This is a genomic window from Rhizobium sp. 11_C7_N12_5, assembly GCF_051811145.1.
GTDB classification, from domain to species: domain Bacteria; phylum Pseudomonadota; class Alphaproteobacteria; order Rhizobiales; family Rhizobiaceae; genus Rhizobium; species Rhizobium lusitanum.
Map to the genome: position 1 here is coordinate 3752455 of NZ_JBPWPY010000001.1, position 14410 is coordinate 3766864.

General features: G+C 62.4%; 13 protein-coding genes. 4 read left to right on the forward strand and 9 right to left on the reverse strand.

The genetic code is table 11. The features are described from left to right. The first annotated feature begins 101 nt into the window (after window positions 1-101). The 3 genes from AB8B29_RS18360 to AB8B29_RS18370 all read left to right on the forward strand — a co-directional run bounded on the left by AB8B29_RS18360 (window position 102) and on the right by AB8B29_RS18370 (window position 1630). Entirely contained in the window at window positions 102-446 is a 345-nt protein-coding gene (locus AB8B29_RS18360; RefSeq protein ID WP_034511967.1) for a MarR family transcriptional regulator, read from the forward strand. Between the two features lie 16 nt (window positions 447-462). Then, window positions 463-1317 (forward strand): C40 family peptidase, encoded by an 855-nt coding sequence (locus AB8B29_RS18365; protein ID WP_112442619.1) that lies wholly within the window; start codon window positions 463-465, stop codon window positions 1315-1317. 73 nt (window positions 1318-1390) lie between these two features. Beyond that, window positions 1391-1630 (forward strand): hypothetical protein, encoded by a 240-nt coding sequence (locus tag AB8B29_RS18370; protein WP_037200979.1) that lies wholly within the window; start codon window positions 1391-1393, stop codon window positions 1628-1630. A gap of 38 nt (window positions 1631-1668) precedes the next feature. Here the strand turns inward: AB8B29_RS18370 and AB8B29_RS18375 are convergent, their stop codons facing one another. Next, window positions 1669-2586, reverse strand: a complete 918-nt coding sequence (locus AB8B29_RS18375) for a DMT family transporter (RefSeq protein WP_439006648.1) — start codon at window positions 2584-2586, stop codon at window positions 1669-1671. A gap of 173 nt (window positions 2587-2759) precedes the next feature. Between AB8B29_RS18375 and AB8B29_RS18380 the strand changes: the two genes are divergently transcribed. Further along, window positions 2760-3239: an Lrp/AsnC family transcriptional regulator gene (locus AB8B29_RS18380; RefSeq protein ID WP_112442623.1), complete on the forward strand. Its 480-nt coding sequence runs from the start codon at window positions 2760-2762 to the stop codon at window positions 3237-3239. Between the two features lie 110 nt (window positions 3240-3349). On the opposite strand, the gene AB8B29_RS18385 is transcribed toward AB8B29_RS18380, so the two are convergent. From AB8B29_RS18385 to AB8B29_RS18420, 8 genes are all read right to left on the reverse strand, one after another. Next, window positions 3350-4741: an amidase gene (locus AB8B29_RS18385; protein ID WP_113118924.1), complete on the reverse strand. Its 1392-nt coding sequence runs from the start codon at window positions 4739-4741 to the stop codon at window positions 3350-3352. A 24-nt stretch (window positions 4742-4765) separates the two neighbouring features. Continuing rightward, window positions 4766-5632: an ABC transporter permease gene (locus tag AB8B29_RS18390; RefSeq protein WP_112442628.1), complete on the reverse strand. Its 867-nt coding sequence runs from the start codon at window positions 5630-5632 to the stop codon at window positions 4766-4768. Then, a complete protein-coding gene (locus AB8B29_RS18395; protein WP_112442636.1) occupies window positions 5629-6582 on the reverse strand; it encodes an ABC transporter permease in 954 nt (317 codons plus the stop codon). The genes AB8B29_RS18390 and AB8B29_RS18395 overlap by 4 nt, the downstream gene beginning before the upstream one ends. A gap of 88 nt (window positions 6583-6670) precedes the next feature. Then, complete coding sequence (locus AB8B29_RS18400) at window positions 6671-8200, reverse strand: ABC transporter substrate-binding protein (RefSeq protein ID WP_047560043.1); 1530 nt, start codon at window positions 8198-8200, stop codon at window positions 6671-6673. A 157-nt stretch (window positions 8201-8357) separates the two neighbouring features. Further along, window positions 8358-9275 carry a LysR family transcriptional regulator gene (locus tag AB8B29_RS18405; RefSeq protein ID WP_112442632.1) on the reverse strand — a complete coding sequence of 306 codons (918 nt, stop codon included), beginning with the start codon at window positions 9273-9275 and terminating at the stop codon, window positions 8358-8360. A 15-nt stretch (window positions 9276-9290) separates the two neighbouring features. After that, window positions 9291-10289 carry a P1 family peptidase gene (locus tag AB8B29_RS18410; protein WP_092575947.1) on the reverse strand — a complete coding sequence of 333 codons (999 nt, stop codon included), beginning with the start codon at window positions 10287-10289 and terminating at the stop codon, window positions 9291-9293. A gap of 313 nt (window positions 10290-10602) precedes the next feature. After that, complete coding sequence (locus AB8B29_RS18415; protein ID WP_015338438.1) at window positions 10603-10797, reverse strand: hypothetical protein; 195 nt, start codon at window positions 10795-10797, stop codon at window positions 10603-10605. Window positions 10798-11307: 510 nt separating this feature from the next. After that, complete coding sequence (locus tag AB8B29_RS18420) at window positions 11308-14235, reverse strand: aminotransferase (RefSeq protein ID WP_112442634.1); 2928 nt, start codon at window positions 14233-14235, stop codon at window positions 11308-11310. Window positions 14236-14410 lie beyond the last annotated feature (175 nt).

Here is a 14410-nt window from a genome sequence, read left to right on the forward strand (position 1 = left end):
CTCCCCGCATCGCGGGGAGAAAGGGTTGATGAATTCCCCTTGAATCCGCCACGATCTTGGCCGAAAATGGAACGGTAGCGTAACGATTTTCGGGGTTGCCCTTGCCGCTTGATCTCTCCGCCTCGCAGGCCCTTGGCCTCTGGCACGGCGTGACGCTCACTCAGGTGCGCCGCGAGGATCATGATTTGACGCTGCGGCAGACCGCGATCCTGCTGCAGATCTATCTCGTGCCGCCGCCGCATACGGTGCGCGGGCTTGCTGCGACGCTCGGCGTCACCAAGCCGGTCATCACTCGGGCGCTTGACACGATGGGCGAGATGGGGCTGGTCGACCGCGTGCGCGACGATCGCGATCGTCGCAATGTCATTATCAAGCGCACGGTTACCGGCGCGCTCTATCTGGAAAAACTCGGCGATCTCGTTATCGAGCAGGGCCGCAAACTATGAGTTCGGGATTTTTTTCATGACGCTCGACCGCCGTCTCAACGCCTTCAGACCTGACCTCGCCGAAGCCTCGCTGCGAGGCAAAGTCGAGGCCGAACGCTTCGTCGAAGGCAGCAAAGCACAGATCGTCACTCCTGTTGTAGCAGTTCGCCCAGAGCCGGATCTTGCCTCCGGCATCGATACAGAGTTGCTGATGGGTGAGGAGGTGACGGTTTTCGAGCGCAGCAGTGGCTGGTGCTGGGTAAAGTCCCTGTCGGATGGCTATGTCGGCTATCTCCCCGAAGGCGCGATCAAGCAAGGGACGGCGGCAGCGACGCACATCGTTATCCCGCAGCGTACCTTCCTTTATCCCGAACCGGAGCTGCGCAAGCCGCATGTTGCAGTGCTTTCGATGGGCAGCCGCGTGCGCGTCAGCGGCACCGCCGAAGCGCGCGGCAATCATTACGTCGTTCTGGAAGACGGCACTGCCATTTTTGCCAGGCATGTGGAGTCGATCGGTCACAATGACGGCGGCGATTACGTCGACGTCGCCTTGCGCTTTCTGGAGACACCCTATCTCTGGGGTGGCCGCTCCGGCCTGGGCATCGATTGCTCCGGGCTGGTGCAACTGGCGCTCTCTATGACAGGGCGTGCAGCACCGCGCGACACCGATATGCAGGCAGCGGGTCTCGGCGAGCCGATCGCCCGCGAGGAGCTGCGTCGTGGCGATTTCGTCTTCTGGAAAGGCCATGTTGCGATCATGGAGGACCCAGAGACCATCGTCCATGCCAATGGCCATACCATGACCGTCGCGCGCGAGAATTTCGCCGCCGCCGTCGAGCGTATCGGCTGGCTCTACCAACAGCCGACCGGATACCGCCGCTTCGTCGGTTGACCTGCCTCGGAACAGTCTCTCCGCTCGTCCGTTATTCTTCTGATCGCGATATCCTATCGAGAGGAGAAGAAACATGCCCATTACGGCGATGGAAAAGACAGTCAGGGATATTCTGTGCGACAGCCATATCCGCAAGAGCGGCAAGATCGACAGGCTGCGCGAATTGCAAAGTGAAGCGCGCGGCATCCAGCGCGCCGGCAGCGAAAGCTCGATGAGCGCGGACGACGGTCTTCAGGACGATCTGCGCGTCATCGAAAAGGCATTGCACGATCTCGATGCCGACATCGAGCAAAAGGGCGCCGCCACGCTGTGATGCGGTTGGCGCCCCGTGCTTCTTTCGAGAGACAGCCTCTACGGCGTGCGCGGCCGGGAAATCCAGATGCCTGCGACGATGATGATCCCGCCCAGGGCCTGTATCAGCGTGACATTTTCACCGAATAGGATCCAGGCGAAAAGCGCGGCGGCGATCGTCTCGAGGAAAATGACGAGCGACGAGAAAACGGTTGGCAGGCGTCCGAGCGCCACCGAGACCAGCCCCTGCCCGCCGGCATGGCTGACAAGGCCGAGTGCAAGGAGAACGCCCCATCCCGAAACCGATTGCGGCAGCATCCTCGGCTCGAAGAAGAAGGCAACGACAAAGAGGATTGCCGATGTGACGACGCTCAATTCGAAGGTCGCGCGTGCGGCGTTCGTCCTGCCGCGCGCCGCGCCGACCGCCAGAAAATAGAGGCCGAAGAAGGCACCGGTGATGATTCCCAGCGTGTCGCCGACGGCGCGGCTTGGATTGAATGCAAGGCTCTGCACCACCAGCGCCGTGCCGCCCGAAAGGCATACGAGGAGCCCGACAAGCGTGGCGCGGTTGACCCTTTGCCGCAGCAGCAGCCAGCCGAAGATAACGACCCATAGCGGCGCCATCGTCGCAAAGAAGGTCGCGTTGGCGATGGTGGTCCGCAAGATGGCGAGATGCCAGAAGAACAGGTCTCCCGTAAAGGCGAGACCGGCAAGGATGGTCGCCAGCGTGAAGCTCGCGCGGGGCGCGTCGGCCTCTGCCGCCTCGGCATATCGCATCCATACCCAAAGGATAGGCAGGGCGAGAAAGACACGCCAGAATGCGCTGGCGAAGGGGCCGACATCGGCCAGGCGCACGAGGCTGGGGGAGATGCTCATCGCCAGCGCCGCGAGAACCATCGCCACCAGACCGACAACCAGACCTTTCGAACCATCGGATGCGGAGGTTGCGCCGATGGCGGCAACGTCTTTCGCCGCCATGATTTCGCCAAGGGCTGGGGATCGAATATCGTATTCGGGCGCGGACATTCCTGTACCTTTTTGGAGTCAGATGGTTTGTGGCGCAAATCTATTGCATAAGAAGCGAGGATTTGGCTCCATTTAGGCAGCCTTCGTGCAATTTTGTTTCATTTTTGATGACGGGATGTTTTGAAATGCCCAACCCTGCCGATCTCGACGGTTTCGATCTGGAGATCCTCGATATTCTTCAGAAGGACAACACCGTCCCGCAGCGATCGATCGGCGAGCACGTCCACCTGTCGGCGCCCGCGGTGCAGCGGCGCATCAAGCGCATGCAGGCGAGCGGCGTCATACAGGCGAATATCGCGGTCGTCGATCCGGCGGCAGTGGCATTGCCGATCACCATCATCGTCGAAGTCCAGATCGCCAACGAACGCTACGATCTTATCAATGCGATCAAGCGCAGCTTCCTTGACGCACCCGAAGTTCAACAATGTTACCAGGTCACCGGCGAGGCCGATTTCGTTCTCGTCGTCGTCGTGGCCAGCATGTCCGACTATGAAGTCCTGACGCGCCGCCTTTTCTACGACAATCCGAATGTGACGAAGTTCAAATCGCTCGTCACCATGGACCGGGTGAAGATCGGTCTTTCGCTACCCTTGGCACGAGACTAGAGCAATTCCAGGAAAAGTGCGTAGCGGTTTTCCGTCCGGAATTGCGTAAAAACAATAGCATAGAGCGGTCAGGCGATTCCGTGAAACGCGTAACCGCTCTAGCCGGCGGCTCATCCCGGCCGCTTCGGCCAGTTGGTAACACCGCCGGTCCAGTCCTCGAAAGCCTTGGAGAGCCGCAGGACCAGCATGTCGTCGAAGCGCGGGCCAACGATCTGCAGGCCGATCGGCATGCCGGAGCGGGAGAAGCCGCAATTGATCGAGGAGGCCGGCTGCTCCGACATGTTCCAGGGAACGGTGAAGGCGATATGCTCGAACGGCAGGGCCGGGTCGTTGGTCGGCGAGGCCCATTCCGCCGGATAGGAAACGATCGGATTGGTCGGCGAAAGCACGGCGTCTACCTCGGTGAAAAGCTTGCCGCAGCTCTTGCGCATCTCGATCGTCTGGTTGAAGCCGCGCACTGCCTCGACGCCGCTGACATCGGCGCCGCCCTTGGCCCATATATGGATATAGGGCAGGATCATGTTGCGGCGTTCCTCGCTGAGACCCATGATGTCGCCCCAGAAGCGCGCCCGCCAGAAGACGTCGAGCCCATCCAGCATCTGCCGTGTCAGCACCGGCGCAACGTCGATGATGATGGCACCGGCTTCCTCGAAGCGTCTGGCGGCTGATATAACGGCATCGCGCACCTCGTCATCGACAGGCAGCCCGCAGCCGGCATCCAGCATCAGCCCGATCTTCATTCCCCTGACGTCGATGTCGAGGTCCAGCCAGTCGATCTCGCTCGGCGGCAGGCTGGTGCCGTCGCGCCAGTCCGGCCGCGACAGCGTCGCCATGGAGAAGGCCGCATCCTCGACGGTTCGGGTCATCGGCCCGGCGCAGCGCCCGACATAATAGGGATCGACGGGAATGCGGCCATGGCTCGGCTTGAAGCCGAAGATGCCGGTCCAGCCGGCCGGCAGGCGCACGGAACCGCCGATATCCGTACCGATATGCAGCGGTCCGTAGCCAGCGGCCGCGGCTGCCGAAGCTCCGGCGCTGGAGCCGCCGGGATTTTGTGAGGGATCCCATGGATTGCGGCTGAGTTTGTGGAAGCTCGAAAGGCCGGAGGAAAGCATGCCATAGTCGGGGCAGGTGGTCTTGGCAAAGATCACCGCGCCGTCCTCGCGCATGCGGGCGGCGATCGGCGCGTCCTCGGCTGCCGGAACGAGCTCGACGGCGGCCGTGCCGAGCGGCACCGGCTGGCCCTTGGTGGCGATCAGTTCCTTCAAGGTCACCGGGATGCCGTCCAGCGGCCCAAGCGGCGCGCCCTTTGCCCAGCGTGCGCTGGAGGCGGCTGCCTGCCTGCGCGCATCCTCGGGATCATAGGCATAGAGAGCCGATATCGTCGGCTCCCACGCATCGATATGCTGTTCGAGCGCCAGCCAGTATTCGCTGGGCGACAGGCTCTTGTCGGCAAATTTGCGCTTGAGGTCTCGGATGGAAAGATCGGTCGGTTCGGTCATGGTCTATTCTCTTCGTGTCTGAAATCAGCGTGCCGCCTCGCGGGGGTCGAGAAGGTCGCGCAGGCCGTCGCCGAGCAGGTTGAAGCCGAGGACGGAGAGTGCGATGGCAAGGCCTGGCAGGAGGGCGAGCCACGGCGCGGCATGGAAATAGGTCTGGGCATCGGCGAGCATCCTGCCCCAGGTCGGCTCCGGTGGCGGGACGCTTAAGCCCAGGAAGGCAAGCCCGGCTTCGGTCAGGATCGCGAGGCCAAGCTGGATCGTCGCCTGCACGATGATGCCGCTCATGATATTCGGCAGTACGTGACGCACGGTGATCGAAAGCTGCGTATTGCCGATCGCGCGCGCCGCCAGCACATAGTCGCGGCTCCAGGCCTGCAGAGCAGAGCCAAGCGCCACGCGGGCAAACACCGGCACCATGAAGACGGCAATGGCCAGAATTGCGGTTGTCCGCCCCGTTCCCAGAAAGGCGCCGAGGATCATGGCCGAGAGGATGGGCGGCAGCGCGAAGATCACGTCGCAGGCCCGCATGATCAGCGCCTCGAAAATACCGCGCCGCGCAGCCGCCGTGATGCCGATGATCGTCCCGAGCGTGCCGCCGATCGCGACCGCCGAGACCGAGATCGACAGCGAATTCCAGCAGCCGGCCATCAGCATGGACAATAGGTCGTGGCCGAGCTGATCCGTGCCGAGAAGCCCAAAGCCGAAAGGCGGCTGCAGCTTGTGGGTGATCTGCATCTTCGCCGGCGGCACCGGCGTCCAGAACAGCGAGAGAATGGCGATGCCGACAAGCGCAAGGATGATGATCGCCCCGAGGATCAGGTTGGCGCGGCGCAGCCCGCGAAAGCGGGAACGGTGGTGGCGGGCGACGGTCGCGCTGTCGGTGACGCTCATCGTGCACCTCCAGCCCGAAGCCGGGGATCGATGACGAGATAAGAGAGATCCACCAGGAAGTTCACGACGATGACGAGGCCGGCAAAGAACAGCACGACATCCTGAAGCACGATGATGTCACGCTGGCTAAGCGCCTGATAGGCGAGCCGGCCGAGGCCGGGCAGGGTGAAGACATTTTCGATCAGCACGGCTCCGGCGACGAGAAAGGTGAATTGCAGGCCGAGAATGGTGAGCACCGGCACCAGCGCATTCGGCACGACATGTCCCCAGAGCACGCGGCTGCGCGACAGGCCCTTGGCAAGCGCCGTGCGGGCGAAATCCTCATGCAGTGTGTCGAGCACGGCCGAACGGGTGACCCGGGTCAGCACCGCCGCCTGCGGCAGGGCAAGGGCGACAGCCGGCAGCACCAGCGATTTCATCGCTGGCCAGAGCCCATTGCCCCAGCCGGGAAAGCCGCCGGCCGGCATCCAGCCGAGCGAGGTGGCAAACAGCAGCACCAGCAGCAGCCCCACCCAGAAACCCGGCACGGCAATGCCCATCTGCGAAAACAGCGCGGCGAGGATGTCGAAGAAGCCGCCGCGCCTGGCGGCAGCCGCAACGCCGAGGGGAACGGCGATGAGGACCGAAAGCACGACGGCAAGGGCGGCAAGCGGCAGCGTGACGGCCAGCCGTTCGGCAATCAGGCCGGCGACCGGCACGCCGTAGGTATAGGATTTGCCGAGATCACCCGTCAGCGCGCCGGCTAGCCATTGGCCGTAGCGGACGATCAGCGGCTGGTCGAGGCCCATATCGTGCCTCAGCGCTGCAAGTGTCTCCGGTGTCGCGGATGTGCCGAGCGTGATCGCAGCGGGATCGCCCGGCAGCAGCGCCATGACCGCGAAGACCAGCAGCGAAACGGCGATCAGCGTCAGCAGGAGCCCGAAAATCCTACGGATGAGGAGTGCGATCATAGCATGTCCATGGCCGATCATGCCCGGCATCGAAATGGTTGGCGGCGGGCGAAACGATTCGCCCGTCCGCGCCTGCAGGCGAAAGAGGTCAGTCTTCCCAGGAAACGTTGGTAAGGACGTTCGAGGGAATAGGCTCGCTTTCCCAGAGGCCCTTCAGCTTCTTGTCCCAGACGCCGAGCTTCGGCATGACGAAGAGGAAGAGTGCGGGCACATCCTCGGCGAGAATGGTCTGCGCCTCCCCGTAAAGCTTGTTCTGCTCGACCGGGTCGGCAGTGAGCTGGATCTTCTTCATCAGCTCGTTGAAATCAGGGTTCTTGTAGTTGAAGTAATAAGGGTCGCGCGAATAGATATCGATATCAAGCGGCTCGGCATGGGCGACGATGGTCATATCGTAGTTGCGGCCGCTGAAGACGTCCTGCACCCACTTGGCCGGAAACTCGGTGGGCTCGATGTTCATCGTCACGCCGATATCGGCGAACATGGCCTGCATCACCTGGGCGCTGCGCGGCGCATAGGCCATCTGCGGTGTCTTGATGGTGAAGCTGAAGCCGTTTGGATAGCCGGCTTCAGCGAGCAGCGCCTTGGCCTTCGCCGTATCGTAGGGAAGCGTGCCCGTCAGATCCTTGTAGCCGGGATCGTTCGGCGTGTAGTGGCTGCCGATCGCCGTGCCGAAACCGGACCAGGCGCCCTCGATGATCGTCTTGCGGTCGAGCGCCATCATCAGCGCCTGGCGCACGCGCTTGTCGTCGAAGGGCTTGCGCGTATTGTTCATACCGGCCACGACCTTCAGCTCGGTATTGCCGATCTTGGTCATCAGCCTGGGGTCGCCGTCGAAGGAGCTCATCAGCTCGGGCGCGGCGAATTCCGGAAAGGCGTCGAGATCGCCGGCTTTCAGGGCCGCAGCTTCGGCCTGCGGGTCGGAAATGAAGCGGAAGGTGACCTTCTCGAGCTTCACGTCGACGGATTTGTTCCAGTAATCGGGGTTCTTGGCGAGTTCGACATGGTCACCCTTCGCCCAAGAGGAAAACTTGAACGGGCCGGTGCCGACGGGCGTCGTCTTGTCGTTGGCGGAGGATTTCGGTCCGACCATGACCGCAGAGGGCCAGCCGAGCCAGTAGAGCAGGCTGCCGGTCGGCGAGGAAAGATGCAGGACCAGCGTTTGCGGATCCGGCGTATCGATCGAGGCGATGGTCGCGAAGAAGCGCTTCTGCGGATTGACGGAATCCTTGCCGCGGGCGCGATCGAGCGCGAATTTCGCCGCTGCCGAATCGAAGGCCTCGCCATCATGGAATTTGACGCCGCTCTGCAGCTTGAACGTATAGGTCAGGCCATCGGCAGATATTTCCCAGCTCTTTGCGAGCTGCGGCACGATCTTGCCGCTTTCGTCGATGGCAACGAGCCCCTCGAAGATATTCTGCCAGGTGACCTGACCGATCGCGACGGGTGCTGCGATCGTCGGATCGAGCCCGGTCGGCTCGACGCTCATGCCGAGATTGAGCGTCGTCTTGGCAGCTTCCGCTGGCGTTAGACCAAGCATCAAAAGACCGGCGGAAAGCGCCGCACCGCAGGCGAGGCGGCGCGCAAAATCGCCGAGGCTCGGGCGTAAAAACGTGGTCATTTCAGTTCCCTTGCTTTTGTCCGCAAGTCCGGCTTCCCTTCCGGCATACGGTCTTTTCAAGATAGTGTCATCTCGCGGGCGTACACTCAATTCTGAAAATGTGTGCTCAGTGTAGCCGATATCGCTACACTGAATTCCGTCATCTACAGTATTTCGATCAATCCTGCCTCTCCTTGGCGGTCAGTTGCTGGCGCATGAAGCGCTCGATGAAATCAAGCAGCTTGCCGGCGGCAAAGGAAAGCTGGCGGTCGGGAGCGACGCACAGGTCGATCGGTGTCCTCACTCCCTTACCATCAGCGACCGGCAAGGCGATAAGCTGGCCTGCCGCGATCTCCCGCTGCACCGTCAGCGCCGGCAGCATGGTGATCGCAGCGCCACGCAGCACCAGCTCCTTCTGCATTTCCAGCGATCCAGTCTCGAATACCGGATCGAGCGTCAGCCCCTCACGCTCGAACAGGGCGTCGAAGGCTTGCCTCGCACCGAAGGAGCGGTCGGGCACGGCAAGCGCTTGCGCGGCGATTTCGGCCACAGTGATCTCCTTGCTACCCGCGAGCGGATGCGAGGCCGCGAGGATCACGTCGTAAATCAGCTCGGAGCGCAGGCGCACTTTGGTTCCCGAAAGCGGCGGCGCAAACAGCGTCACCGCCATATCGGCCTCGGCACTGTTGACGGCTTCGATTGCGCCGCGAGCGCTGGTGATGGTCACCTCGAAGCGAAGCCCCGGATAGCGCAGGCTGAATTCGGCAAGCGCGGGAGCGAGGATATTGGCGACCGCAGCACCATTGGCATAGATGCTGACGCCGCCGCGCTGGAGGCCCTTCAGGTCTTCGATCAACTGATGCACATGCTCGAGTTCGCGCAGCGTCCGGCCGGCGCGCGCGGCCAGCAATTCGCCGGCGGCCGTCAGCTTGACGCCACGGGCGCTACGTTCCACCAGCTGCGTGCCGAAGTGATATTCGAGATTCTCGATCTGCCGGCTGATGGCCGTCGGCGCCACATTCAGGTTTTCGGCCGCCTGGCGCATCGAACTGGTGCGCACCAGCTCGTCGAAATAGATCAGCGCCCGGATCTGCATGCGCGAAACCTCCGGCTAGGCGACAGGCTTGGCGAAGCGATCCCGCCACGCGGGCTGCGTGCCGTCGATCGGCAGCGCCGTCGCCTCGTAAACGCCGCGGGCGATCGCGCGAGCCATGACGATGGCGGCGAGGTGGCAGAGTTCCATGAAGCTCGGCATGTCGTCGCGATCATGCTTGCCGGTGGAGGCCGCAAATATTGTATCACCGTCCAGCGGCAGATGCGTCGGCAACAGGGCGCGGGCAAAGCCGTCATGGCCTAAGATCGACAGGCGATGTGCCTCCGCCTTGGTCAGCCGTGCATCGGTAACGATGGCGCCGATCGTCGTGGCGGTGACATTGGTGCCCTTCAGCCGCAAGCGTGTATCAATGGTTTTCGGCATGCCGAGCCCGCCGAATTCGCCATTCTCCTCGAAAGGAGCGGCCCAGAAATGTGGGCCGTCGCCGATGGTGGCGGAGCCAAGCGCGTTGACGGCGACGATGGCGGCGATCCGGTATCCCTTGCTGCTGACGGCGCTGGCCGAACCGAGCCCGCCCTTGACCGTAGCCGTCGTGGCACCTGTGCCGGCGCCGACGCTGCCGAGTGCAAACGGCCCTTTGCCCGCAGCTTTGAAGGCGGCATAGCCCATATCGCGATAGGGCGAATGCAGGCCCCAGTCCTTGTTGCCGCCATTGATGAGATCGAAAAGGATCGCCTGCGGCGCAAGTGGCACCCGCGCGTCGCCGACCTGCAGGCCACGGCCGATTTCGCGAAGACCCGCCTGAACACCGCCGGCCGCATCGAGCCCGAAGGCGGAACCGCCTGAAAGAACGAGGCCATCCACCACCCCGACGGTCATGGCCGGATCCAGCAGCGCGGTATCGCGTCCGCCCGGCGCGCCGCCGAGCACTGTGCAGGAGGCCACGGCCGGTTCGTCGAAGATGATGGCGGTGACGCCGGAGCCGAGCGCAAGATCGGTGGAATGACCGACGGCGACGCCTTCGATATCGGTCAGGAGATTGAGAAGAGCAGCCAATGAAAAATCCTTCGCCTTTTGCAGCGCGAGGCTGTCATGGCGATAGGACCGTAAAGAGGATGAAAAGACAAGATGGGTTTGTTGGAGCGTCGGGGCCGACCCTCGTGGTTCCAGGGCCCTTCGGGCCACCTCACCATGAGGGCGGAGTGGCCTCGCGTGGAATGCAATAAAACCTGATTTCGAAGGCGAAAGCAGGACAGGTCCGGTTGATTCTATCGGAAAGATCAGCCCTCACCCTGAGGTGAGAGCGTAGCGACCCTCGAAGGGCGAGGGCGGGTGATTGGAATGTAAAAGTGGCGGCAAGGCCGATCCATCAAACGTGGATCGGCTTTGCCTGTTGGCGGGAAAGGAGATCGCGGATCGCGAGCTTCACTTCGTCTGCATTTCTGAAATGCTGCTCGTCCAGATCATGGACGTGATATTTCACAGCAATGAACTTGAGCCGATCCTGATCGGGAACGACGATGCCGACCGGAACGCCGGCGTATTCGATAACTTGCTTCTTCATAAATATACTCCCTCCGCACCGCTATCGGCGCAGACATGGCGAATTGACTGTTTGAATCCGGTAAGGGGACGAACGTCACATTCGACAGCGCGGGCTGGAGAGCGCGCCCGAGCGGTCATGGCCAAGCACGGACCGCCCAAGGATCGAAGCGATGGCTTTAACTTTCAGCATGTCACGTCCCTAGTTGGTGTTGTACTTGTTAAGGCTCCGATTCCAGAGCCGGTGATCCGATGTGCTATTGTCTACAATCTTAGTAGATAATAACAAATACATCTCCAGAAACATATTCCGAAAGATGTCAAAATGTCGACGATCGGGGAAATATAATTCCGTACCTGGCTAATTGCGGGGTAGGTTGTGTCAACCTCCGCGCAACTTTCCGTAGTGGAACGGTATTGCCGATCACCGACAGACAAGTAGGAATGAACGACAGATTCGGCAATGCCCCGGCGGCATTAAAATTCACCCGCCGCTAAATTACCCTAATGGTTAATGGCGCTGTTGGACGGATCAAAATCCGTCTCCAAGTACCTTTTCCAGCGCCTTCACGAAGAAATCGGCACTCTCGGCGGAAAGGCAGAGCGGCGGCTTGATCTTCAACACGTTCAGGTGATCCCCGGTCGGCTGCATGACGACCCCGAGATCGAGCAGGCGCTCGCAGATCGCGGCCGTCTCCTCGGTGGCGGGCGTCAGCGCTTCACGGTCGCGGACGAACTCCACGCCGAGGTAGAGGCCCATCCCGTGCACCGCGCCGATCAGGGGAAAGCGCTCCATGAGCGCGATTAGCCCCGCCTTCAGGCGCACGCCCACGAGCTGGGCGTTTTCCTGCAGGTTTTCGTCCCTCAGAATGTCGAGAACCGTAAGCCCGACGATGGAGCTTACCGGGCTGCCGCCGGCAGACGAGAAGAAATAGCCTTCCTTTTTGAGCGATTCGGCAATCTCGCGGCGCGTGATGACAGCGCCGAGCGGATGGCCGTTGCCCATGCCCTTGGCGATGGTGATGATATCGGGCACGACGCCCTGGCTCTCGAAGCCCCAGAAGTGCTCGCCGAGCCGGCCATAGCCCACTTGCACCTCATCGGCGATGCAGAGGCCGCCGCGTTGCCGCACGGCATCATAGACGCCGGCAAGATAGCCATGGGGCAGGGTGATGCCGCCGGCATTGCCGTAGACCGCCTCCGCGATGAAGCCCGCAAGGCCGTCGCCCTTTTGGTCGATGGCCTGCAATTTTGCGGCGACGTCGTCGAGATAATCGGGGCCCGAGTCAGGGCCCCGGAATGGGCCGCGATAGGTATTGGGGGAAATGACGGGATGGACCCAGTCGGGCCGCGTCGTCAGCGCCTGCGGATTGTCGGCAATCGAGGTGGAGACGGCGTCGCTCGCGACTGTCCAGCCATGATAGGCCTCCAGCAGGCAAAGCATGTTTCTCTTGCCGGTATGCGCCCAGGCGAGGCGAATGGCCAAATCGTTGGCTTCGGAGCCGCTGTTGACGAGGAAGACGCTGTCGAGCCCCTCCGGCGCCAGCGTCGCCAGCCGCTCGGAAAATTCCGCGACGGCGGCATAATGGAAGCGGGAGTTGGTGTTGAGCCGGGACCATTGCTGCGCGATGGCCGCCGTCAGTCGCGGATGGGCGTGGCCGAGCGTGGTGACGTTGTTGACCATGTCGAGATAGCAGCGGCCCTGCATGTCGAACAGGAATTCGCGCCAGCCGCGTTCGATCTGCGGCGGGATCTCGTAATAATGTTTCTGCGGCTCGGCGAAATGCGCATTGCGCAAGGAAAGCAGTGAGGAGGAATCCGGCCGTGGCGCTTCGCAGGCGGCATTGAGCAGAGCGGCGGGCGAGGGGCAGACGGCAGACCATCCATCAGCCTGATCCGCTGCAGCATAGAGCGGCGGCTCCAGTGTCGGCACACGGCAGAACTGCACGCGCAATCCGCCGATCGCCGATCCCTCGCTGCCGATCGTGCCCAGGGTCGCGCCCCGTTCGATGGCCGCGCCGTCTTCGAGTGCGGTGTCGACACCATCGAGATGCAGGCTGATCTCTTCGCCGACAAGGACAAGATGTTGCCCTTGACGCTGTAGAAGCCCGGGGAAGGGCGCCGCAACCGTCGCGCCGGCCGGCAGGCAGATGTCACTGTGCAGAGCGAAATTCCGTGGCGGCGCCATGCTGAGCGGAGCCGCGAGTGACAGGCGGAATTCGCCGTAGCGCGTTGCCGCCGCGCCGGAGGCAATCGCCGCCTGCGCAAGCAGCCGCCAGTCCATGTCAGGCTTTTGCCAGTTGCCATCGATAAAATCCGGCCCGGTGACGGAAAGATCGACAGCGACGATCTCTCGCGGATCGATATCCGGCAGCAGCGCCGACCAGCCTTCGGTCGCGATCGGGGTGACATCGAAGCCGATCGTTCGCAGGATCGCGGCCTCCATCACATCCGGTTGCGCACCGGTCGCGACATCGAAAATCTCGCGTTCGAAATCGAGATTGCCGCGCACATAGTCGTTGTCGGGATCGATGGCGAGCTGCTGTTCGGTGCTTGCGGCCAGGATGACGGCGCGCGCGACGATCAGGGGCCATAGGGCCTTGGCCTCGGCCTCTTCCAGCGGATAGATCGCATGATAGGCCCTGACGGCCGGAAGGATTTGGAAGGGATTACCATCAGCGTGATGCAGCAGCGAGGCGCAGGTGACGGCGAGATCGCCGACCAGCCAGCCCTGGATGATATCGCCGAAATCGATCACGCCGTCCGGGACGAGCTGACCATGCGCATCAGGGTGGCTGACGACATTGTCGTCGGTGACATCGTGATGGACGGGCTGGACGCGCAGCGCGCTCGCGAGCGGCTGGATGCGCTTGACCGCCGCCACCATTGCCTTGGCGATGCGGTCGCGTGCCTCATGGTCCGTTATGGCCGACAGGAGCTGCACGGCGACCGGCCCGGCCCGGCGCAGGTCCCATTGCAGGTTCCGGTGAAGGCCGGGATGCTCGAAATCGGCGAGGTCGCGTGCGAGCCGGGCCGAAAGTGCTCCGAGACCGGCGGCGGCCGCCGGTGAGAGATGTTTGCGCCGCGTCAATGTCTGCCCGGGGAGAAAACCGAGCAGCCGGACGAGATAGTCCTGTTCGCGGATGGTGATGGTGAGAATGTCGCGGCCGTTGAGTGATGGCACGACATCGGGTATGCGAGGCGCATCGGGCTTGCCGTGCAGGTGGCGGATGGCGGCGTTCTGCGCTTCGAGCTCGACCAGCTCGTATTCGGCCCGGCATATCTTCAGCACATAGGCGTTGTCGCCGGCATCGATGCGATAGTTGCGGTCCTGCTGGCTGCCGAGTTCGCTCAATGCTCCGCTGAGGCCGTAATGCGTCTGCAGGATCTCGGCTGCGTCTTCCGGCGTGATATCCGGTCTTTGCAGTTGCATACGGTTCACGAGCGCGGCGTCAGCCATGGCATCCCCCCGGACGGTTCATTTGCGTCGACACTAAACCATTCCATCCTAAAGAAAATCACCGAAAACAGATAGGGTGATCGAACATAAGTCGGAAGATAGGCTTCGCGCGGCTTCCGCCCAGATGTCGACTTCAGTCGAATAGCTGCAACCGGCCCGCGTCTCGCCGGACGAT